17 protein-coding genes are annotated in these 22,515 nt (G+C 71.4%); 9 read left to right on the top strand and 8 right to left on the bottom strand.

Annotated elements, in window-relative coordinates:
• The first annotated feature begins 171 nt into the window (after positions 1–171).
• The gene (locus AC07FN_RS36550) at positions 172–1,959 is read left to right on the top strand and encodes a glycoside hydrolase family 35 protein (protein ID WP_478399753.1); all 1,788 of its coding nucleotides are present in this window, start codon (positions 172–174) and stop codon (positions 1,957–1,959) included.
• 125 nt (positions 1,960–2,084) lie between these two features.
• Here the strand turns inward: AC07FN_RS36550 and AC07FN_RS36555 are convergent, their stop codons facing one another.
• On the bottom strand, positions 2,085–2,258 hold the full coding sequence (locus tag AC07FN_RS36555; protein ID WP_478399754.1) for a hypothetical protein: 174 nt from the start codon (positions 2,256–2,258) through the stop codon (positions 2,085–2,087).
• A gap of 5 nt (positions 2,259–2,263) precedes the next feature.
• Positions 2,264–2,773, bottom strand: a complete 510-nt coding sequence (locus AC07FN_RS36560; RefSeq protein WP_478399755.1) for a GNAT family N-acetyltransferase — start codon at positions 2,771–2,773, stop codon at positions 2,264–2,266.
• Positions 2,774–2,850: 77 nt separating this feature from the next.
• On the opposite strand from AC07FN_RS36560, the gene AC07FN_RS36565 reads away from it, so the two are divergent.
• Positions 2,851–3,387, top strand: coding sequence for a TetR/AcrR family transcriptional regulator (locus AC07FN_RS36565; RefSeq protein WP_452613651.1), 537 nt, complete (start codon positions 2,851–2,853; stop codon positions 3,385–3,387).
• Positions 3,388–3,453: 66 nt separating this feature from the next.
• Positions 3,454–4,518 carry an NADH:flavin oxidoreductase/NADH oxidase gene (locus AC07FN_RS36570; RefSeq protein ID WP_478399756.1) on the top strand — a complete coding sequence of 355 codons (1,065 nt, stop codon included), beginning with the start codon at positions 3,454–3,456 and terminating at the stop codon, positions 4,516–4,518.
• A 129-nt stretch (positions 4,519–4,647) separates the two neighbouring features.
• Here AC07FN_RS36570 and AC07FN_RS36575 read toward each other — a convergent pair whose 3' ends face one another.
• Both AC07FN_RS36575 and AC07FN_RS36580 read right to left on the bottom strand, forming a co-directional pair.
• Entirely contained in the window at positions 4,648–7,149 is a 2,502-nt protein-coding gene (locus AC07FN_RS36575; protein WP_478399757.1) for an ABC transporter permease, read from the bottom strand.
• On the bottom strand, positions 7,143–7,889 hold the full coding sequence (locus tag AC07FN_RS36580) for an ABC transporter ATP-binding protein (protein ID WP_478399758.1): 747 nt from the start codon (positions 7,887–7,889) through the stop codon (positions 7,143–7,145). Before AC07FN_RS36580 ends, AC07FN_RS36575 begins: the two co-directional genes overlap by 7 nt.
• 132 nt (positions 7,890–8,021) lie before the next feature.
• Here AC07FN_RS36580 and AC07FN_RS36585 point away from each other — a divergent pair, with 132 nt between their 5' ends.
• Both AC07FN_RS36585 and AC07FN_RS36590 read left to right on the top strand, forming a co-directional pair.
• Complete coding sequence (locus AC07FN_RS36585; RefSeq protein ID WP_478399759.1) at positions 8,022–9,179, top strand: sensor histidine kinase; 1,158 nt, start codon at positions 8,022–8,024, stop codon at positions 9,177–9,179.
• The gene (locus AC07FN_RS36590) at positions 9,176–9,820 is read left to right on the top strand and encodes a response regulator (protein ID WP_478399760.1); all 645 of its coding nucleotides are present in this window, start codon (positions 9,176–9,178) and stop codon (positions 9,818–9,820) included. The genes AC07FN_RS36585 and AC07FN_RS36590 overlap by 4 nt, the downstream gene beginning before the upstream one ends.
• Positions 9,821–9,911: 91 nt before the next feature.
• On the opposite strand, the gene AC07FN_RS36595 is transcribed toward AC07FN_RS36590, so the two are convergent.
• Together AC07FN_RS36595 and AC07FN_RS36600 are read right to left on the bottom strand one after the other, a co-directional pair.
• A complete protein-coding gene (locus AC07FN_RS36595) occupies positions 9,912–10,406 on the bottom strand; it encodes a Dps family protein (RefSeq protein WP_358567537.1) in 495 nt (164 codons plus the stop codon).
• A gap of 210 nt (positions 10,407–10,616) precedes the next feature.
• On the bottom strand, positions 10,617–11,171 hold the full coding sequence (locus AC07FN_RS36600) for an NADPH-dependent FMN reductase (RefSeq protein WP_478399761.1): 555 nt from the start codon (positions 11,169–11,171) through the stop codon (positions 10,617–10,619).
• A gap of 171 nt (positions 11,172–11,342) precedes the next feature.
• Between AC07FN_RS36600 and AC07FN_RS36605 the strand changes: the two genes are divergently transcribed.
• Positions 11,343–12,407 (top strand): alpha/beta hydrolase, encoded by a 1,065-nt coding sequence (locus AC07FN_RS36605; RefSeq protein WP_478399762.1) that lies wholly within the window; start codon positions 11,343–11,345, stop codon positions 12,405–12,407.
• 110 nt (positions 12,408–12,517) lie between these two features.
• Here AC07FN_RS36605 and AC07FN_RS36610 read toward each other — a convergent pair whose 3' ends face one another.
• A complete protein-coding gene (locus AC07FN_RS36610) occupies positions 12,518–14,965 on the bottom strand; it encodes a helix-turn-helix transcriptional regulator (protein WP_478399763.1) in 2,448 nt (815 codons plus the stop codon).
• Between the two features lie 23 nt (positions 14,966–14,988).
• Positions 14,989–16,356 carry an Hsp70 family protein gene (locus AC07FN_RS36615; protein ID WP_478399764.1) on the bottom strand — a complete coding sequence of 456 codons (1,368 nt, stop codon included), beginning with the start codon at positions 16,354–16,356 and terminating at the stop codon, positions 14,989–14,991.
• 285 nt (positions 16,357–16,641) lie between these two features.
• On the opposite strand from AC07FN_RS36615, the gene AC07FN_RS36620 reads away from it, so the two are divergent.
• The 3 genes from AC07FN_RS36620 (at position 16,642) to AC07FN_RS36630 (ending at position 21,594) form a co-directional block, all read left to right on the top strand.
• The gene (locus AC07FN_RS36620; RefSeq protein ID WP_478399765.1) at positions 16,642–17,889 is read left to right on the top strand and encodes an IniB N-terminal domain-containing protein; all 1,248 of its coding nucleotides are present in this window, start codon (positions 16,642–16,644) and stop codon (positions 17,887–17,889) included.
• 163 nt (positions 17,890–18,052) lie between these two features.
• Positions 18,053–19,858 carry a dynamin family protein gene (locus AC07FN_RS36625; protein ID WP_478399766.1) on the top strand — a complete coding sequence of 602 codons (1,806 nt, stop codon included), beginning with the start codon at positions 18,053–18,055 and terminating at the stop codon, positions 19,856–19,858.
• Positions 19,855–21,594 carry a dynamin family protein gene (locus AC07FN_RS36630; RefSeq protein ID WP_478399767.1) on the top strand — a complete coding sequence of 580 codons (1,740 nt, stop codon included), beginning with the start codon at positions 19,855–19,857 and terminating at the stop codon, positions 21,592–21,594. Before AC07FN_RS36625 ends, AC07FN_RS36630 begins: the two co-directional genes overlap by 4 nt.
• Positions 21,595–22,515: the final 921 nt, after the last annotated feature.

Here is a 22,515-nt window from a genome sequence, read left to right on the forward strand (position 1 = left end):
CCGGCCCGTGGTCGCTGGTCCGATCCGGTTGCACCCCTGGCCTCCGAGCGCTCGAAGTCGCAAGAATCTAGGTCGTTTCGCGCAACATCGAAAAGGAGGCCGTGATGGGAAGCGTCAACCGGCGGGGATTCCTCGGTCGGCTCGATCGCGCTCGGCGGCCTCGCCCTCGGCATGGTGGGCGCCAACCAGGTCGTCGCGCAGGCCCAGCAGCGGTCCGGGCTGACCGTGCGCGGCGACGAGTTCCTGCTCGACGGCGAGCCGTTCCGGATCATCGCCGGCGAGATGCACTACTTCCGCACCCATCCCGACCACTGGCGCGACCGGCTGGCCCGGATGCGCGCGCTCGGCCTGAACAGCGTCGACACGTACGTGGCCTGGAACTTCCACGAACCCCGGCGTGGCGCGGCCGACTTCACCGGCTGGCGCGACCTCGTCCGGTTCGTCGAGACCGCCGCCGAGGTCGGGCTGAAGGTCGTCGTCCGGCCCGGCCCGTACATCTGCGCGGAGTGGGACTTCGGTGGGCTGCCCGCCTGGCTGCTGGCCGACCCGGATCTGCCGCTGCGCTGCGACGAGCCGGCCTACCGCGATCTGGTCGACGAGTGGTTCGGCGAGCTGCTGCCGCGGCTGGCGCCGCTGCAGGCGACCCGCGGCGGCCCGGTGATCGCGTTCCAGGTGGAGAACGAGTACGGCAGCTACGGCAACGACCGGGCGCACCTGGACCACCTGCGGAACACCATGCGCGGCAACGGGATCGACAGCCTGCTGTTCTGCTCGAACGGGCCGTCGGAGTGGATGCTGCGCGGCGGGAACCTGCCGGACGAGCTGGCGACGGTGAACTTCAGCGGCGATCCGACGGAGCCGTTCGCGGCGCTGCGCCGGTATCAGCCGGAGGGGCCGTTGTGGTGCACGGAGTTCTGGGACGGCTGGTTCGACCACTGGGGCGAGCCGCACCACACCACCGATCCGGTCGAGACGGCCGCTGACGTCGAGAAGATGCTGGCCGCCGGGGCATCCGTGTCGCTGTACATGGCGGTGGGCGGCACGAACTTCGGCTGGTGGGCGGGCGCGAACTTCGACGATGCGAAGGCCGCCTACCAGCCGACGATCACCAGCTACGACTACGACTCGCCGATCGGCGAGGCCGGCGAGCTCACCGCGAAGTTCCACCGGATCCGCGAGGTCATCGCCCGGCACGAACCGGTCCCGGACGACCCGCTGCCCGCGCTGCCGCCACGGCTCCCGGCCCAGCGCGTAAAGCCGGACGCGACCGCCGGATTGCTGGACTCGCTCGATGCGCTCGGCGAACCGGTCCACCGGTCCGCCCCGGTGCACATGGAGGCGCTGGGCCAGCCCTACGGGTTGATCCACTACCGGACGCGTGTGCGGGGCCCGTGCGAGACGGCCGGGCTCCGGGTGCGCGGGCTGGCCGACCGGGCGCTGGTCTTCGCCGACGGCGAGCCGCTCGGCACGCTCGACCGCAACGATCCGCAGGGTTCGGTCGAAGTGCCGGTGCCGCGCGAGTCGGTGCTGCTGGACCTGCTCGTCGATACCGGTGGCCGGATCAACTACGGGCATCGGCTCAACGATCCCAAGGGCATCACCGACCGCGTCCTGCACGGCTCGCAGGCGCTGTTCGGCTGGGAGATCCGGCCGCTGCCGCTGGACGACCTGTCTGGCCTGCGGTTCCGGCCCGGCGCTGCCCCGGCGGGGCCCGCTTTCCACCGCGCGACGCTGCGGATCGGCGAGCCCGCCGATGGTTTCCTGGCGCTGCCCGGCTGGGAGAAGGGCATGGTGTGGCTGAACGGCTTCCTGCTCGGCCGCTACTGGTCGATCGGCCCGCAGCGCACGCTCTACGCCCCGAGTCCACTGTGGAGGGCCGGGGAGAACGAGCTCGTCGTGCTGGAGCTGCACCGGCCCGGGGACTCGATCGAGCTCCGCCCGGAACCCGACCTGGGCTGATCAGGGCCGTGAGTCCGTTGGGCGTTGCAGGGGCCGCGCTCGTCCAACTCGCCGGTGCGCTCTGCAGCAGTGGCGGCGATTTCGCGCGAAATCGCCGTTCCCCGGGCGTGCGGGCCGTTCCTGCGTCAGTCGGGGCGTTGCCCGGGGAGCACTTCGCCGCGCAGGATCCAGGCGTCGCCGCGGCGGATCCAGTGCAGCGGCTCCGGTTGCGGCGGCCAGGCCAGCAGGTAGCGGTCGTACAGGTCGTTCATCGTCCGCACGTGCTCGGTCACCGCGCGCAGCCACGTTCGGGTCCGCATGGCCGTCACCCCAATTCGAGGTCGTACCTCAGCTCTTCGAGCCGGTGACCCCACTGCCGGACGGGATTTCGTTCGGTGCAGCGGAATCCCGCATCCAGGTACAGCCGGGCGGCCGATTCCAGCGAGCCGACCGTCCACAGCTTCACGTGCTCGAAGCCCTGGTCGCGCGCGTGATCGAGCAGGGCGTGCAGCAACTTCCGGCCGACCCCGGCGCCTCTCGCGGCCGGTGCGACCAAGAACCAGCGGAGCTGCGCGACGCCGTCGCCTTCGTCGGTCAGCGCGACCGTGCCGACCACCTCGCCGTCGCGCTCGGCGACCCACAGCTTGCCGGGTTCGGCGCCCGGCTCGTCCCGGGCTTCGCCCAGGGCGGCGGCGAAGACGGCGAGCCCGTGCGCGACGTGCGCCTCGAAACGTTCGTCGAAGCCGTGCTCGCGGGCGTAGAGCTCGCCGTGCATGGCGAGCACGGCGCCCAGATCGCCGGGGCGCGGGCCGATCCGGATGGTGATGTCGGGCATGCGGAGCTCCAGCCGAGTGAAACAATCGTTTCAGTCGTAGGCTAGCAGCCTGACCAGGAACGGAACAGAGGGCGAAGATGACCCAGCAGGACGACGGCCGCCGCGGCGAACTGCTCGCGAAGCTCCTGGACTACTCCGCGACGCACGGGCTCTCCGAGGTGTCGCTGCGGCCGCTGGCGGCGGCGGTCGGCTCCAGTCCGCGGATGCTGTTGTACTTCTTCGGCTCCAAGGAAGAACTGGTGCGGGAAGTCCACCGGCACGCCCGCGACGTCCAGCTCCGGCTCCTCGCCGACACCATCGGCGATTGCGCGGACCGGGCCGAGGTGCTGCGCGCCCTGTGGCGGTGGCTCAGCGACCCGGCGCACCACAACATCATCCGGTTCTTCTTCGAGAGCTATGCCCGCTCGCTGCACGCCCACGGCGGCGCGTGGGACGGCTTCGGCGAGGCGAGCGTCCGCGAGTGGCTGCCGCGGCTCCGGCAGGCATTCGGCGGCTCCGACACCGAGGCGACGCTGGCGCTCGCGGCGCTGCGCGGCCTGCTGCTCGACCTGCTCGCCACCGGCGACACCGACCGCGTCGAGGCCGCTTTCGAAGATCTGCTGCGCGCGCTCTGAGCGCCCGGATTGTGAGATGGCCGGAGCCTCGGAATACTTCGTTCCGCCAGGGCGTCAGAGCTGGTCGTGAGCCATCTCTTCGAACCGATCAAGCTTCGCGACGTCGTCGTCCGCAACCGCGTGTGGGTCGCGCCGATGTGCCAGTACTCGGCCGTCGACGGCCTGCCCGACGACTGGCACCTGGTGCACCTCGGCCAGTTCGCCACCGGCGGGGCCGGGTTGATCATCACCGAGGCGACCGCGGTGGTCCCGGAAGGCCGGATCAGCCCGCAGGACACCGGGCTGTGGAACGACGACCAGGTCGCGGCGTGGCGGCGGATCAACGACTTCCTGCACGCGCAGGGCGCGGCGACCGGTGTGCAGCTCGCGCACGCCGGGCGCAAGGCGTCCACGACCCCGCCGTGGGAGGGCAGCAATGCGGTGCCGGCGTCCGAAGGCGGCTGGGAGACGGTCAGCTCGACCGGCAACGCCTTCGGCAACCTGCCCGCGCCGCGCGCGCTGACCGAGGCCGAGATCGCCGAGCTGCCCGAGCAGTTCGCCGCGGCCGCGCGCCGGGCCGAAGCGGCGGGCTTCGACGTGATCGAGCTGCACTTCGCGCACGGCTACCTGGCGCACCAGTTCTACTCGCCGCTGGTCAACGACCGGACCGACCGCTACGGCGGCGACTTCGAGAGCCGGGTGCGGGTGCTGCTGGAGATCACCGAAGCGGTGCGCGCGGCCTGGCCCGCAGACCGGCCGCTGCTCGCCCGCCTCTCGGCGACCGACTGGGCCGAAGGCGGCTGGACCGGCGAGGACTCGGTCCGGCTGGCCGGGCTGCTGGCGGAGCGCGGGGTGGACCTCGTCGACACGTCGACCGGCGGCGCGGTGCCGAAGGCGGACATCCCGATCGGCGCGGGCTACCAGGTGCGATTCGCCCGGCAGATCCGCGCGGAGGCGGACGTCCCGACGGCGGCGGTCGGCCTGATCACCTCGCCGGAGCAGGCGGAGGAGATCGTCTCGTCGGGATCGGCGGACGCGGTCCTGCTCGGCCGCGAGCTCCTGCGCGACCCGCACTGGCCGCTGCGCGCGGCCGACGCGCTGCACGCGGACAACATCTGGCCGAAGCAGTACGAACGAGCCCGCCGGATCTGACCCGTCGCGGAAAAACGGTGACCGGGGTGGGCCGGTGCGGATCGGGTAGATCACCGCACCGGTCCTGCCCGGGTTCGTGAGTGGTTTGGATTGCTATGGCGCTCCAAACCACTCACGAGACCTTGCCGGTCACTCCGTGGCTATCGCCTTCAGGACGTCGGTCCTGGCCGCTCTGCGGGCGGGCCACATCGCCGCCAGCACCGCGCAGATCGCGATGGCCACCAGGGACGCCGCGATGACTTCGGTCGGCATCGTGAAGTCCCCCAGGCGCTGGCCGAACATCGCGTGCTGCATCACCGCCCCCACCGGCACGCCCACCAGCACCCCGAGCAGCGCGCCGAAGATCGACACCACCGTGCTCTCCACCCGGATCGTCCGGCGCACCAGCAGCCGCATCGCGCCCACCGCGCGGAACACGCCGATCTCGCGGGTGCGCTCCGCGACCGAGAGCATCAGCGTGTTCACGACGCCGAACAGCGCGATGACGATCGCGACGCCGAACATGGCGTACATCAGGGCGAAGGCGAACGCCTGCTGGTCGACGCCGTCCTGGACCATCGACTCGCGGTCGCCGATGGTCACGTCCGGCCGGTCGCGGAAGGCGTTCTCGATGCTCTGCCGCGCGGCGACGGGGTCGGGCCCGGAGGCGTACACCGTCGTGACCTGCTTGCGCAGGGATTCGGGCGCCAGGCCGACGTCCAGGAAGAGGCTGGCGCCCAGTTCCGTCGCGTCGTAGACGCCCACCACGCGCTGCGTGACCGAGGTCTTGGCGTCCAGTTCCAGGGTGACCTCGTCGTTCATCCGCAGGCCCAGCATGTCGGCCTGGTTCTGCGAAACGACCACGCCGCGCGAGAGATCCGCGCTGCCCGCGGTCAGCTTCGGCGTGAGCACGGTGCCCAGGGCGGCGGGTTCGATCGCGGAGATCCGCCGCACCGTCTCGCCGCCCGGGTACGCGAGCTCGATGAGCACGTCGCGACTCCCCGCCACCTCGGTGACGCCCGGCAGGCCGGCGGCTTTGCGCAGCTCGGCCGGGGTGAGCGCTGATTCGCCGCCGGCGGCGGACTGCAGGACCGTCGTCCGGTCCGGCAGGTTCGCGCGGGTCGTCGAGGCGATCAGCGCGGCGAACGTCGAGCTGATCGTCGCGAACGAGCACACCAGGGCCAATCCGATGGTGATCGCCGTCGCCGTGCCCGCGGTGCGCCGCGGATCGCCCGCCGCGTTGCGCAGCCCGAGCCGCACGGCCGGCCCCGATCTCGCGAAGGTTCGCGCGAGCGGGCGCAGCACGAGCTCGGCGAGCTGCGGCGCGAGCACGATCACCCCGATCACGCCGACGACCGCACCCACCAGCGCGATGATCCGCGCGGCGTTCGACGAGCTGGGATCCGCCGTGGCGGTGATCAGCCCGGCGGCGATGAGGAGGCAGCCGAGGCCGAGGAAGTTCCTGCTGCGCTTGACTCCTCGCGGCACGACCGCGTCCATGCGCAGCGCGGCGACGGGCGGCACAGCGGCCGCGCGCCGCGCGGAGCCGTTGGCGGCCAGTACCGTCACCAGCACCGCAACGGCGTAGCCGAGCAGGACTGCGAACGGAGTGACGGTGAACGCGACCTCGTCGTCCGGGCGCAGCGCCGAGAGCAGCGGCGGGGCGATCGCCACCCCGGCCAGCGTGCCGATCGTGCCGCCCGCCACGCCGAGCGCCGCGGCTTCGGCGGCGATTCCCACCCTGACCTGCCGCTTCCGGGCGCCGACGGCGCGCAGCAGCGCGAACTGGCGGGTCCGCTGGGTCACCAGCACCGCGAAGGTGTTGGCGATGACGAACATGCCGACCAGCAGCACGACCGCCGCGAACGGCAGCATCGTCATCCGGAGGTCCTGCACGTCGGAGGCCGACTGCTCGGCGAGCGCGTCGGCCAGGGCGCGGCCGGTCGTCACGTGGTGGTCGTCGGGGACCAGCGCGCGCACGGCGTCCGCGACCGCTCCGGGATCCGCGCCGGTCAGCTCGATCCGGTGGAAGCGATCGCCGAGCAGGCCCGCCGCGGTCGCCGACTCGTAGGCCACGACCGGCACCGCATCCGAGGGACCATTCGAGTCCACTATGGACTCGGGTCCCAGCTGGCGGTAGCCGAACAGCGCGGTCACCGTGGCCTCGTCGACCTTCCCCTCGGACAGCAGGATCCGCGCGGTATCGCCCACGGCGAGCCCGGCGGTCCGCGCATCCGACGCGTTCAGCGCCACCTGCCCCGGCCCGGCGGGCGGGCTGCCCGCAACCAGTTCGAAGCGCTCGTCGCCGCTCCAGTTCGTGGCCGCCCGGTCCAGGACCGTGCCGGTCTGGACGAGCTTGCCGTCGCGGCCGACGATCCCCGCCCGGCCGACGATCACGCCCTCGGCCCGCGCCACCCCGGGCACCGCGGCCAGCCGGTCCCGGTCCATGGGCGCGAGCACCGGCTCCTTTCCCGGGCTTTGCACGGAAACGCCGACGTCATGGCGGATTTCGCGGGCGGCGAGGGTGGCCGCGATGGAATCGGTGACCACCCAGCTCCCGACCGTCGCGGCCACGCCGAGCGCGATGGCGAACAGCGTCATCGCCAACCGCGCCCGGTGCGCGAGCAGGTCGCGCAGCATGGTCCTCAGCATCGGGATGCGGTCCTCTCCATCGACTTCATGCGCTCCAGCACGCTGTCGGACGTCGGCGCGGAGATCTCGTCCACGATCCGGCCGTCCTTGAGGAACAGCACGCGGTCGGCGTGCGCGGCGACGCTCGGCTCGTGGGTCACCAGCACGACGGCCTGCCCGAGCTCGTCGACGCTGCGGCGCAGGAAGCCGAGCAGCTCCTCGGCGGTCGCGGAATCCAGGGCGCCGGTCGGTTCGTCGGCGAAGACCACCTCGGGCCGGGTCACCAGGGCCCGCGCGCAGGCCACCCGCTGCTGCTGGCCGCCGGAGAGCTGGCTGGGCCGGTGGTGCAGCCGGTCCTGCAGGTCGACCGCCTCGACGACCTTCCGCAGCACGTCCCGGTCGGGCTTGCGGCCGGCCAGGTCGAACGGCAGCGTGATGTTCTCCAGCGCGGTGAGCGCGGGCAGCAGGTTGTACGCCTGGAACACGAATCCCACGCGGTCCCGGCGGAGCCTGGTCAGCTCGTCGTCGCGCAGGCCGGTGAGTTCGGAGTCGCCGATCCACACCCGGCCCTCGTCGGGCTCGTCCAGGCCCGCGACGCAGTGCAGCAGGGTCGACTTGCCGGAGCCGGACGGCCCCATGATCGCGGTGAGCTCGCCGTGCCGGAACGCCACGTCGACGCCCGCGAGCGCGGTCACCCGGGAACCTCCCGCGCCGTAGTGCTTCGCCAGGCCCGTTGCCCGGACGGCCGATTTCGATGTCATGGCACGGAATCGTGCGCGCTGAGGCCGCTCCGGCACGTCACCGGAAAGGCCACGGCCGGCGCTAACTTTGGTTACACCGGGCCTCAACTTCGGTGGGACGCCGGAGCGGGCCGGCCCGGCTACGGTCGTGGTGTGGCGAAGCGCATGCAGGTGGTGCTGCTGGCGGCGGTGGTCGCGGCGGGGACGTTCGTGCCGGTCAGCGGCGGACCGATCCCGTACCAGCTGGCGGTTTCCGGTGCGCCGCCGATCTTCGGCGTCCTGCTGTCCGCCGTGCTGGCGGCCGCATCGGTGATCTGCGTTCTGCTGCTACCGCGCAAGCCCTGGCCGACGATCGTGGCCGGGCTGGTGGCCTGGCTGCTGATCTCGGCCTGGGTGCCGCTGTGCGTCAGCTCGTACCTGGCCGCCCGCACGATCCGCGAACAGCGACGGCTGATCGGTTGCTTCGCGGTGGCGAGCGCGGCGGTGCTCCTGCCGACCGCCATCGGCCTGGCTTTCGGCCGAGCGGGCCTGGCGCTGGACGACATGTTGGCCGCGCTCGGCGGCGTCGGCTTGTTCGTCGCGCTGCCGTTCGTGCTCGGCCTGTGGAACCGCTCCCGCCACGACGTGCTGGACGGCCTCCGCGAACGCAGCGCGCAGCTGGAGCGCGAGCAGGCCGCCCGCGCGGAGCAGGCGCGGATGCAGGAGCGCGCGCGGATCGCCCGGGACATGCACGACGTGGTCGCCCACCGGGTGTCGCTGATGGTGCTGCACGCGGGCGCGCTGGAGGTCAACGCCGTGGACCCGGGCACCGCCGCGACCGCGGAGCTCATCCGCACCACCGGCCGGGAAGCCTTGGCGCAGCTCAGGGATTCCATCGGCGTCCTCAAGAGCGCGACCTCGGACACCCGCCTCGGGCCGCAGCCGACGCTGGTGGACCTCGACGGCCTGCTCGACCGGTCCCGGGAAGCCGGCATCCCGGTGCACCGGCACGACGAAGGGGCACCGCAGCCGCTGCCCACCCTGGTGGAGCAGGCCGCGTACCGCGTCGTGCAGGAGGCGCTCACCAACGTCCACAAGCACGCCGGAACGGCTCGCACCGATGTCGGATTGCGTTACCTGGACTCGGTTCTGGAGGTCGACGTGATCAACGAAGCACCGCGGGAGCCGGTCGAGCCGCTGCCCGGCAGCGGCATGGGGCTCGTCGGCCTGCGGGAACGCGTCGAGCTGCTCGACGGCTCGTTCGCGGCCGAACCGCGCGCCGACGGCGGGTTCGCGGTGTCCGTCCGGTTCCCGCTGGAGGAGCGCGCGTGATCCGGGTCCTGGTGGTCGACGACGAGGCGCTGGTCCGGGCCGGGCTGCGGATGATCCTGGAACCGGCGGCGGACATCGAGGTGGTCGGCGAGGCGGGCGACGGCGGCGAAGCGATCATCGCCGTCGCGAAGCACCGGCCGGACGTGGTGCTGATGGACGTCCGCATGCCGGGCGTGGACGGGCTGACCGCGCTGCGGGAGCTGCGGCGTTCCCCCGCCCCGCCCCGGGTGATCATGCTGACGACGTTCGACCTGGACGACTACGTGCACACCGCGCTGCGCAACGGCGCGGCGGGATTCCTGCTCAAGGACACGTCGCCGCGCGATCTGGCCAACGCCGTCCGGATCATCGCCGAAGGCAGCGCCATGCTCACCCCGAGCATCACCAAGCGACTGCTCGACACCTTCGCGGAGCTGGAGTCGCCTGCGGCAGCGGAGGCGCGGCAGCGGCTGGCGGCGCTGACCGAGCGGGAGGGCGCCGTGGTGCGCGCGGTGGCCAGGGGCCTGTCGAACGCCGAGGTCGGGGCCGAGTTGGCGATGAGCGAGGGGACGGTGAAGGTGCACGTCAGCCGGGCGCTGGCGAAGCTGAACCTGTCGAACCGGGTCCAGCTCGCGCTCCTGGTCCGCGAGGCGGGCCGCTGAACGCCCCGTTCCGGCCGCAGAAAGCCCGTGCGCACTTTGCGCTGCTCTCGCGACACAACGTACGCACGGGCTCTGACTTGCGGAGATGCGGCTATTCGGCGAGTTGTGCCTGCCACATCCAGTGCGACTTCTCCAGTTCCGCGGCGATGCCGATCAGCAGGTCCTGGGTGACGAGGTCGGTCTTGTCGGTCTCGTCGATGCGGGCCCGCAGCCGGCGGATCAGCTCCGCCAACGCGGCCACGATCGCCGCGACCACCTCGCGGTCGCTGCGCCAGTCCGAGTCGAACTTCGGCACGCCGGAGCCGTCGGCGACGGTCGCGGCACGCCCGTCGGGCGAGACGCCGATGGCGGCGGCGCGCTCGGCGACGTCGTCGGCGAAGCCGCGCGCGGTGGTGACCAGTTCGTCCAGGTGGAGGTGCACGTCGTGGAACAGCCTGCCGACGACGTTCCAGTGCGCCTGCTTCGCCACCAGGTGCAGGTCGATGAGGTCCAGCAGGGTGCCTTGCAGCACCTTGCCGGTGATCTCCCGGTCCTGGTCGGCCAGCGGGCTGGAGATCGGGTCCTTCTTGACGGTCTTCTGGGCCATGAGCTGGGCTACCTCCTCGAACGCGAGCAGACCCCTCGAGGGTCCTGCCTCGGCGGTGCCCTCGCACTTCGAAGCGGTGTGCCCAGCCGGATCACGGTCCCCCGGTCCGCGTGCGGCCGCAATTTCAATGGAAATCGAAGGTCCGATTTCCATTGAAATTGCGGACCTCCGCGCCTGGCGGAGCGTGGTGTGGGCGGCCGGGAGCAGGGGTCAGGCGCGGTTGGCGAAGTCGACGACCTGGTGGCCGATGGTGCGCAGGACGTTCGCCACCTTCTCGTCGGCGCACTCGCCGCCGGCCTCGAACTGCGTTTCGGCCGAGTTCACCGCGCCGCCCAGCGGCGTCGGCCAGCCGCGCAGGGCGTGCACCACCGAGCGGAGCGCCTGCAGCGTCGTCACCGTCGCCTGCCAGCCGTAGGCGATGCCGATGCAGCCCACCGCCCGGCCGTCCAGGTAGGGGCGCTCGTCGCCGCGCAGGTCCTCGGCGTAGTCCAGGGCGTTCTTGATCAGCCCGGAGATCGTGCCGTGGTAGCCGGGCGAGGCGAGGATGACGCCGTCCGCCGAGCGCAGGGCGTCGACCAGCTCCAGCGCGTTGTCGGTGCGCTCGGTCAGGTGCGGGTCGTAGAACGGCATCGCCAGGCTGCTGCCGGTGATCGCGTGGACCTTGGCCCCGGCCTCTCGAGCCCCGGCGAGCGCCGCGTGCAGCACCCGCTCGGATTGCGAGTCCGGTCGCACCGATCCGCCGATTCCCACCACGGTCACCGTCATGCGTTCGATCCTTTCACCCGCTGCCCGCGTCTGTCCCCCTCCTGCGGGGCTGTCCGCCACGCTAGAACTTCGAGCGCGCTGGAGGTCAAAGCCACCCGGCCGTGTCCCGGACCACAGCTACCTGCGGGTAACCTCAGCACCACTTGTCGCCTTCCGGGGAGGTCAACGCCGATGTCGAAGGTCCTCGAACTGGTGCAGCCGACGCTGGAGGCCGCGGTCGTCCGCGGCGTTTTCGCGCTCCCCGAGCCCGCGCGGCGGCTCCTCGCGGGGCGCGCGATTCGACTGGACGACCAGGAACTCGCGCTCGATGCTCAACTGCTGCTCAAGTTGATGCGGCTGGCCGGCCACGAGCAGCTGTCGGCGGCCACGCCCGAGATCGCCCGCGCCGCGATGCGGCGGTCGACCAAGATCACCGCCGGACAGGTGCCCGGCGTGGTGGTGGCGGACCGCCGGATCCCGACCGCGTCGGGCGACCTGACGGCGCGGCTGTACCGGCCGCGCGAGCTTTCCGAGCCGGGCCCGCTGCTGGTCTTCTTCCACGGCGGCGGCTGGGTCATCGGCGACCTGGACAGCCACGACGACCTGTGCCGGTTCCTCGCCAAGCACGCCGGCATCCGGGTGCTGTCGGTGGGCTACCGGCTCGCGCCGGAGTTCCCGTACCCGGCCGCCTTGGACGACGCCCTCGACGCCTACCGGTTCGCCGTCGAGAACGCCGCCGAGCTGGGCACCAGCCCCGACGCGATCGCGGTCGGCGGGGACAGCGCGGGCGGCAACCTGGCCGCCTCGGTCGCCCTGCACGCCACCCGGTCCGGGCCCGCGAAGCCGGTGTTCCAGCTGCTGATCTACCCCGCCGTCGACGCCACCACGCGCCGCCGGTCGCGCGAGCTGTTCGCCAACGGATTCCTGCTCACCGACGGCGACATGGACTGGTTCATGAACCACTACGCGCCGGGGGAGGACGTCCGCGGCGACCCGCGGCTGTCGGTGCTGCTCGCCGAGGACCTCAGCGGGCTGCCGACGGCGCACGTCGTCACCGCGGGCTTCGACCCGCTGCGCGACGAGGGCGAGGAGTACGCGCGGCGGCTTGCCGAGTCCGGGGTGCCGGTGATCGCGCGGCGGTTCCCGGACCTGATCCACGGCTTCGCCAACCTCCGCCCGATCGGCGACCGCTTCCAGGAGGCGCTGTTCGAGATCGTCGGCACCCTCCGGGCCGGGCTGGAACTCCAGAAGGCCTGATCGCAGGGCCGGTGGACGCCGATGGATGCGGTTAGCGCCTGTCGGCTAACCGGGCGAAGGCGCCGTTTTCGCGCGAAATCGACGCCGGACCCGGGATCCGGACCGGGTCGTCACCGGCCCAGGAGTTCGCGGAGGCGGTTGAGGAGGTCTTCCCGGTTGGCGCAGCCCAGGCGTTGCTTTATGCGGCTTATGTGGTGCTCCACCGTCTTCGCCGAGATGAACAGGCGCTTGCCGACCTGCTTGTAGGTCAGTCCGGCCAGCACCAGCTCGGCGACCTCCTTCTCCCGCTCGCTGAGCAGGTCGGTGTCGCCGCCGCGCACCGCCCGCGGCCGCGGCGGCTTGCCCTGCAGGGCCCGCGCGCATTCCAGCAGCGCGAGCATCGCGCGCCGGTCCTTCGTGTGGATCGCCGCCTGCCCCGCCAGCCGCGCCCCGTCCCAGGCCAGCCCGGCCGAGTGCAGCCCTCGCGCCGCCTGTTCCACCTCGTCCTGGTCCACCTGGCCGGTGAGGATCTGCAGCCACACGCGGGCGGCTTCGGCCATCGCCGTGGCCAGCGGGTTGTGGTGCGCCATGCCGTCCAGGTCCGCCGCGAGATGCCGCGCGTCGTCCAGATCTTCCAGCACGATCGCGGCCTGCAGGCGCTTCCAGGTGAGCATTGACGTCCACAGTGGAGGATTGCCGAGCCGTTCCAGCAGCCTGCGCGCCTCCGCCAGGTACGGCGCGATCCAGTCCTGGTCGCGCAGTCGCGCCGCCGCGACCACGAGTTCGCCCAGCGGGAGCAGGGCGAACAGGTCCACCGAGTGCTCGGCGACGGCCTGCCTCGCCTGCCCCCGGGCGGCGGCGAGGGCCCCCATGTCGTTGTCCCGGCTCGCGATGCCCGCCTCGATCGCGGTCGCCAGCAGCCGGTCGCGCGCCGCCGGACCGGCGGCAGCCTGGAGTTTCACGCGCGCCGTCACCGTGTCGCCGCGCACGAGGGGCAGCCAGGCCGCCAGCAGCCGGTGCCGGTGGTGCAGCAGCGGGCCGCCCGCGTCCGCACCGATCGCCCGGTCCAGCGTGGACTGCGCGACGTCCAGCTCACCGCAGTGCAGCGCGACGAGGGCGGCGATCGCAGCCGGGCTGTCCGGCGCCAGGATGCCTCGGCCCACCGGCTCCGAAAGCGAGGCTGATCGCACCAATGTGGACAGTGCCGCCGCGGCCGAGCCGACGACCGATTCCCGCACTCCGGCGGCGAGTTGCGCGGCGGCGCCGGTCATCGACGTCGGCGGCCCGGCGTCGTCGGAGGAGCTGAGCAGCTCGTCGGCCTCGGCCAGCCGGCCGGAGCCGATCAGGCCCAGCGCGGCGAACGCGCGGTCGCCGGGCCAGCGCAGCTTCCCCACCGACCACCGGCACAGCTCGGCCGAACGCTCCAGCAGCCCGCGGTGCGCCAGGACGCTCGCCGCGACCTGCACGCCGAGTTCCTTGTCCGGCACCGCGTCGTCGACGATCACCTGATCCGCCAGGCGCAACGCCTCGTCGAGATCGCCAGCCACGGCGGCGGCGCGCGCCTGCCGCGCGGCCACCGACACCACCGGGGTCCCCGCCGAAACCGCGGCGGCGAACAGCGGCCGCGCCAGGTGCGGGGCATCGCGCAGGGCCTCGTCGCCCGCCTTCTCGAACGCCGCGGCCAGGGTCGCTTCCGGCAGCAACGCGATGTCGGCCCCGAGCAGCGGAGCGACCAGCGGCAACACCGAACCGCCGCGGGCCAGTTGGGTTTCGACGAGGCGACGGGTCACCCGGAGCCGCCGTTCCCACGGCGCCAGCCGCAGCGCCGCCGCCCGGACGATCGGCAGCAGCACGTCGTCGGCGCCGACCAGGCCGGCGGCTCGCACCGCGAGCAGCGCGGAGCCGACCTCCGCCGGGTCGAGGTCGAGCAGCGCGGCGAGCAGATCGGGGTGCGGGGTCGCACCGATCGCCATCGCCATCACGCATTCCCGGCCCGCCTCGCCGAGCTGGTCCAGGTCGTGCTGGAACTGGTCGAGCGCGCGCGCCGGCAGCTCCGTCGCGCCCGGCTCGGCCGCCGCGAGCACCCGGCTCACGTAGCGCGGCACGCCGCCGGTCTGCGCCTGCAGCCAGCCGATCCACTCCGGCGCGACCGCCCCGGCCTGCGCCGCGATCTCGTCCCGCCCGAGCGCGGCGAGCAGCACCGGCGCGCCGAGCTCGCCGATCAGCTCCGCCAGCGCCACGGGCCGCGGCCCCGGCCGGTAGGCGACGACCAGCCGCGCGCCTGGCCGCCGGGCGACCTCGCGGAGCTCGCCGAGCACCGCGTCGTCGAGCCGGTGGGCATCGTCGACCAGCACCGCGCCGTCGCCGGCCCGGTCGAGCGCGTTCGCGTCGAACACCGGGATCCCGGCGTCGTGGTAGGTGCGGGCGAGCTGCTCCAGCAGCGCCGTCTTCCCGTATCCGCCCGCACCTTGCACTCCGGCGACGAGCGACGCGGCCGGATCGGCGGCGATCACCGACCGCAGCCCGGCCGCGTGCCCGTCCGGCAGCAGGGCGGGACGGGATGTCGTCGAGTGGTTCACGCCTGGATTCCTTGTCATCCGGGTCACTGGCGCATGTGCTGGATCGCGCTGAGGACGCCGCCGAGTGGCGCGTTGTTGGGCAGGAAGTAAGTGAGCAGCAGCCCGCCGATGATCAGCACGGCGGCGATCGACAGTTTAATGATCTTGATCCGCCGCGCCCGGTCTTCGTCCGGCGGTTCCAGCGGCAGCGGCTCCACGTCGACCGGCGGGCGCGGCGCCTCCACCGGTTCCGCGTCGTCGTCGAACGACTCCTCGGGGCCCTCGATGCGCATCAGCACGCTGGTCTCGGCCACCGAACCCTGGTCGGTGTCGGTGGAAAGCACCTGCACCGCCGCCAGCGCCGCCCCACCGGCCGCGGCCAGCTCGGGCGCGACGTCGACCTGCGGCGGCAGCTGCAACCGCTCGGCCACCAGCTGCTTCAGCAGCGGCGTACGCGCGGTTCCGCCCGCCAGCACGACGGAATCGAGGTCGTCCGGCGACAGCGTCGCCGACTGCACCGCCTGCAGGATCAGCTCGGGAACCCGCTCCAGGTGCGGCCGGGCGAGCTGCTCGTACCGCGAACGGGACAACGCGAATTCCGTGCGCAGACCGGGCAATTCCACCCGCAGCTGCATGCCGGACTGGTGCGACAGCGCTTCCTTCGCCCGGACGCACTCCGCGCGCAGGTGCGCGAGGGCGGCCCGCTGGTTGAGATCGGCGAGGTCCAGCGCGTCCAGCCGGTCGCCCAACTCGGCGCGCACGGCGGCGAAGATCTCGTCGTCCAGGTCCTGGCCGCTGGGGTGGTCGGCGTTCAGCGGCGACCCGACCACCTCGAACCCGCGCTCGCGCCGCCGCAGCACGGTCGCGTCGAAGCCGCTGCCGCCGACGTTGGCGATGACGATCGGCTCGTGCTCGGCGACCCGTTGCTTGGCGGCGTAGTCCAGGGCGACGGCCATCGGCTCGGCCACCAGCGTCACGTCGGTCAGCCCGAGCTGGACCAGCGCCTGGTGGACGAGCCGGGTGCGGTGCGGACCCCAGGTGGCGCTGTGCGCGATGGCGATGTGCTCGGCGGGGTGCCCCTGCCGGTGGGCGACCGTGTCGGCCACCCACTCGACCATCGTCGCGACCAGCCGCTGCGCCGGGATGAACTCGCTGCCCACCAGCAGCGGCAGGTCGTCCCCGAGCCGCCCGGTGAAGCCGCGGGCGACCCATTCGTGGTGGGTGATCTCCTGCCGTTGGGCGGCTTCACCGGCCACGAACGAGCCGTCCTGCACCTTGCACAGCACCGTCGGCACCACCGGCCCGGCCGCCAGCGGAACCGGCACGGCCGCCGCCCACCGGCTGCCGTCCCGGCGGGCGATGGCGGCCGTGGTCGCCGTCGCGCCTAGATGAATGCCCAGGACGTAAGGCATGCAATCCCTTCGTGTCACCGAATCGGCCACCATCGGGCGATGCCCGCGCGGCCCGATGGTGGACACAATTTAGCGCGTACTCGGTTACTCACAGGTGTCAGATGCCCCAACCTACCCCCCAATGGGTCACCTACTGGATCCCCTAATAGAGGTTCGAATAACTAGGAGTCGTACCCGATGGCTAGGGGGCCCCGTCGCCCTAACGTGATCAACACAGGGGAGTGAGGGACACGACCTCACTCGGACACCCAGCCGAGTAACCGCTGAGCATCGGGAGGCCCAACGATGGTGAACCCTCAGCACGCGGCCGAGTCCTCCACTCCCGACCCGGGGACACACTCCACCACCGGCCCATCGGACGAGCCGACGCTGCACGAGTTCCTCACGCGCCTCGTCAGCGACCCGGCAGCCCGATCGGCCTTCGACTCTGATCCGCAAGCCACGCTGGATCAGGCCGGCCTCGGGGGCATGACCGCGACGGACGTACTGCAAGCCACGTCACTCGTCCTCGACTACGCGCCGGTCGAGGTCGTGACCGAGTACGACCGCTCACTCCAGAGCAGCGTCGAGAAGTTCGCTGCGAGCACCCAACACGTCGCGATCAACCAACTGCATCCCGCACATCCGAACGAGCAGGAAGATCTGAGCATGCTGAAGAACCCCGCCCCCGCCGAAGACTTCGGTAAGAACGGCGACGTCGAGCCCACCATCCCGGCCGTCCCGGCGACCCCGGCTCCGTCGAACAACGTCGACATCGACGTGCGTCACAACGACACGGACTCGCACAACTTCATCAGCATCCACGACATCGCCAGCGGCAACGACATCGCCAACGGCAACATCGTCGGCAGCGTCGTGGGCAACACCGTCGGCCAGGTCGGCGACAGCCTCGCCCTGGGCGACGTCACCAACGTCGTGGGCAACACCGTCAGCGAGGTCAACCAGACCGCGACGCACGTCTTCGACACCAGCGTCGACCTGACCGCCGGTGCCGCCACCGTCGTGCACGGCGACGTCACCAACGTGGTCGACAACTCGACCAACATCGACGTCCTCAACGTCGTGAACGAGGCCCCGGTCGTCGGCGACATCGCCAACAACGTCACCAACGTGCTGGGCGACGTGACCACCAACGTGAGCAACGGCGACCTGACCTCGGTCGTCACCAACGCTCCGGTCGTGGGCAACGTGGTCGGCGACGTCACCTCGGTCGCCACCAACATCCCGGTCGCCGGTGACCTGGTCTCCAACGTCGCCGGTGGCGACATCACCAACGTGACCGACAACGTGACCGGTGTCCTGGGCGACGTCCCGGTCGTCGGCGGCGTGGTCGACACCGTGGGTGGCATCGCCGGTGGCGCTGGCGACGTCTCCGCTCTGCCGGTCGACGACGTGACCTCGGCCCTCCCGGTCGACGACGTGACCGCCGCGCTGCCGCTGTCGGCCCCGCAGGACCTGCCGGTCGTCGGCGACGTCGCCGGTGGCGCTCTCGACACCGTGACGAGCGCCCTGCCGTTGGACGGCGTGCTCTGAACGCAGTGAGCAACTGAATGCCGGGATCCGCGATTCGCGGATCCCGGCATTCTTCGCCTTTCGCCCGGAAAACTTGCACTTTTGGTACTCCCAGTGCACGCCTGGGATGTGAGTTCAGCCGTTTGGGTTTCTCTATTCGCCGCGGCACGCCACAATCGACGCCGTGATCGAGACGGCGTTGGTGGAACTGATCGATCGCGCGACTGCGGAATGTGCCGAGCAGCAACGCGCTGATCTGCACGGAAGGCTGCGGCAGATCCGCACCCGCGTGCTCGACCCGACGCAGCTCGTGCTGGTCGTCGGGGAATCGAAGCAGGGCAAGAGCGCCCTGGTCAACGCCATCGTGAACGCGTCCGTGTGCGCCTCCGGCGACGACGTCACCACCGTCGTGCCCACCCTCGTCCGGTACTCCGACGAACCGTCCGCCCTGCTCATCGAGCACGAGGCGACGCGCGGCCCGGCCGCCCTGGATCGCGTGCCGGTGCCGATAGAACAGGTCGGCGAGCAGCTGGAACGCGCCCTCGCGCTCGGGCGCCCGGTAACCCGCGGCGAGGTCGGCATCCCCCGCGCCGTGCTGCAGAACGGCCTCGCGCTGATGGACACGCCCGGCGTCGGCAGCGTGTCTTCGTCGTTGACGGCCACCACGCTCTCCGTCGTCGCCGAGGCCGACGCGTTGCTGATGGTCTCCGACGCGACCCAGGAACTGACCACCAACGAGCTGACGTTCCTCAAGCAGGCGACCGCGCTGTGCCCGAACGTCGCGCTGGTGCTGCCGAAGATCGACCGCACGCCGCACTGGCGGAAAGTCCTCGAAGTCAACCGGAAACACCTGGAGAACGCCGGGATAGCGGCCAAGATCTTCCCGGTTTCGGCCAACATCCGGATGCACGCGATGCAGGCCCGGGACGCCAACCTCAACGCCGAATCCGGATTCCCGCCGCTGCTGGAATTCCTCAAGGAGATGGCGGGCACGCACGACAACATGACCCGGCGCCTGGTGGCGCACAACGTTTCCGAGGCGCTGACCCAGGTCAACGACGCGCTGCGCGCCGAGCTGGCGGCGCAGAACCCGCGCACCGCGGCCGAAACCCTCATCGAGCTGGAGACCGCGCAGCACCGCGCCGAAGACCTCCGGCGCGTCTCGGCCCGTTGGCAGAAGGCGCTCAACGACGGCGTTTCCGAGCTGTACACCGACATCGAGTTCGACTTCCGGGAACGCAGCTGGGCGGTGTTGCACCAGGTCAACGAGGCCTTCGAAACCGCGGATCCGCTGGAGGTCTGGGACGAGTTCCTCGACTGGCTCGAAGCACGGCTTACCGACGCGATCGTCGAAACCTTCGAGTGGCTGGACCAACGGCAGGCCCGGCTCGCCGAGCAGGTCGCCAACGAGATGCTCGCCGAACACGGGCGCAGCCTGCCCGACCTGACGGAGCTCCAGCAGCCGGAACCGCTGGGCGAGGTTCCCGAGCCGAAGCTGCCGCCCGGCTCGGAGTACAAGCGCTTCGACCAGTTCCTCACCGGTCTTCGCGGCTCCTACGGCGGCGTGCTGATGTTCGGCCTGATCACCTCGGCGTTCCTGCCGCTGATCAACGTGGTGTCGATCTCGGCGGGCGTGCTGCTGGGTCTCAAGAGCCTCGGCGAGGACAAGGACCTGCGGCTGCGCCGCCGCCAGGCCGAGGCCAAGGCCGCCGTGCAGCGCTACGTGGAGCAGGTCATCTTCCACGTGAACAAGGAGGCCAGGGACGCCATCCGCGGCGTCCACCGGGGCCTGCACGCGCACTACATGCAGATCACCGAAGATGCCCAGATGGAGATCAGCCGGGCCATCCAGGAGATCAAGCGATCGGCGGAACGCAGCGCGGTCGACCGCGACCAGCGCGCCAGGGAGATCCGGCGGAAGCTGGAAGAACTCGCGGTGCTGCAGCGGCGCGCGACGATGCTGACGCAGAACCGGATCACCGCGGCATGAGCGGCGATCCCTTGCTGGAACGCGCCCGGGCGCTGCTGATCCGCACCATGACCTTCTACCGGGACGATCCGCGCACCTCGACGTGGCTGCGCGGCCGGCTGGAGAGGCTGGACCAGCCGCTGCGCATCGCCGTCGGCGGGCGGGTGAAGGCGGGCAAGTCGACGCTGATCAACGCGCTGGTCGGCGCGGAGCTCGCGCCCACCGACGCCGAGGAGCGCACCCAGGTCAGCACCTTCTACCAGTACGGGCCGGAACCGAAGATCCTGGTGCACACCCCGCACGGCGCGGTGCAGAACGTGCCGGTGACCACTTTGGACACAGGCACCATCCGCGACCTGCAGCACTGGCGGCCGGACGAGGTGTCCCGGCTGGTCATCGAATCGCCGACGCCGGGACTGCAGGCGATCACCCTGATCGAAACGCCCGGCGTCGCGTCCGCGGCGGTGCAGGAGACGGGCCGCTCCGCGCTCGCGCAGATCCTGTCCGAGGCGGACGCGGTGCTGTACCTGACGCGGTACCCGCGGCAGACGGACCTGCAGTTCCTCCAGTCCGTCAACGAATTGCAGACCGCCCGATGCGTGCCGATCAACACGATCGTCGCGTTCTCGCGCGCCGACGAGACGGGCAGCGGCGGCGCGGAGGCGCTCGAAGCCGCCGAGCGGATCGCCGACCGCTACCGCAACGACCCCACGCTGCGTTCGTTCGCGCAGCACCTGATCCCGGTGATCGGGCTGCTCGGGCAGGCCGTGGCGACGATGACCGACGACGACTTCCAGTCGCTGCACAACGTTGCACGGCTCCCCCAGAACGACCAGGACGCGCTGCTGCTTTCAGCGGATCGATTCATCAACAGCACCATGGAATCGACGCCGGGACCGGCCCGTCAGCGCCTCCTCGAACGATTCGGCCACTACGGCGTCGTGCGCGCGTTGACGCTGATCCGCAGCGGCGTGACGGAGCGGAAGAAGCTGCAGTCGGCACTGCTCGACGAGAGCGGAATGAACCTGCTGCAGGAGACCGTGCACCAGCAGTTCGTTGAGCGGCAAGACGCGTTGCGCGCGCGGTCGGCGTTGCTGGCCGTCGACATGGTGCTGCGCGCGAATCCCCGTCCCGGCGTGCAGCAGTTGCGCGGCGAGTTCGAGCGGCTGCTGGCGAACGCGCACGAGTGGAACGAGCTGCGGCTGCTGTCGGCGCTGGATTCCGGGCAGGTGCGGTTCGCCCGTCCGCTGCAGACGGAAGCGAAGCGGCTGCTGGGAGCGTTCGGCAGCGCGCCGCACGCGCGGCTCGGCCGGGACGAGACGGCCCTGGCCGTGGATCTGGCCGACGAAGCGGCTGCGGCGCTGTCGCGCTGGCGGGAGCAGGCGGTGAACCCGCTGCACGACCGGCCGCATCGCGACGCGGTCCGCACGGTCCTGCGCAGCTGCGAACGGCTGATTCTCCACCAGGCCCACGGCCCGCAGCAGCCACAGACCCCGCAGACGCCGCAACAGCCGCAGAGCTCGCAGCACCAGCAGAATCCTCAACGCCAGCAATCCGCCCACGGTCAGCACGGTTCTTCAGGTCAGCACGGCGCTTCGGGTCAGCAGGGTTCCCCTGGCTCGCACGGCGCTTCGGCACAGCGCGGCGCTCACTCGCAGCCGGGCCCCCAGCGCCCGCAGCAAGGGCACCCGCAGCGGCACCACCACCCACAACCCGGCCAGCCCCAGAGCGCCCCGGGAGCCCACGCCCGCGACTAACCGCGATTCCATTGTGGACATGGTGCACGCACCGGTTTTCGCGATGCCCAGATTCCCCTCGGGCTGCGGGACGATCTGCCACGAGCTGCCCTGCTCGCCCCAGCACGGAGGTGGCGGTCCGCCGCAATCGTTCACGATGGGCCGACGACGTCGGCCCTGCTCCCCAGGCCTTCACCCCTGAGCCTCGGTGACCCTTGGCAGTTTCAATTGAAACTGCCAAGGGTCACCGGCGGAAGAAGCGGACCTGACGGAGCAGGCTCAGCCACATCGACGGACTTGTCGCTGGTCTCGCCATGGGGTGTAGCGAGTTCGAGTGGCTGCAGACGAACACGCACCGGCTGCCGTCGTCCCCGAATTCCGGGCAGGCGGGGTTCGCCCGCCCGCTCCAGGCGAGTGCGAAGCGGCATCGTCGCGCCGGCTCGCAGGACACCCCCGAGGGCCCACTCCCACGGGGCATCACCATCCATTGTGGATTGATCACGGCCTCGGCCGCGGTGGCCGATTTCACCTGAAGCGACAGGGCGGTCGGGCACGATCACCGGCCCGGATGGGCGAAGACCCGGGAGACGGGGGCTCCCGGGTCTTCGCTCGTGGTGGTTGCCGCAGTCAGCAGCGGCGGGCCGACGTCGTCGGCCCTTGACCTCGGCGACGATCTTGTCGCCAGTGCGGCCCAGCATGCTCGCCGCGGGTCATGACGGGTTCCAGTATGCCATCAGAAAACTGGAACTAGTCAAGAAAATGGGCCGGTCGTGTTCGGACTCACCAGATCGCCCGCACCCGCCCATCCGGCTCAGACCCTGCGGGCGCCCAGAACCCCAGGTCATGCACCCCCGTTACCGTTTTCGTGGCTCTGATCTTGGAGCCCCTGGTCGCCAGGTCCGGCATGACTTTGTCCCCCCAGTCGCTTGCATGATCCGGGGG

The sequence above is a fragment of the Saccharopolyspora sp. NPDC045941 genome, assembly GCF_056431445.1.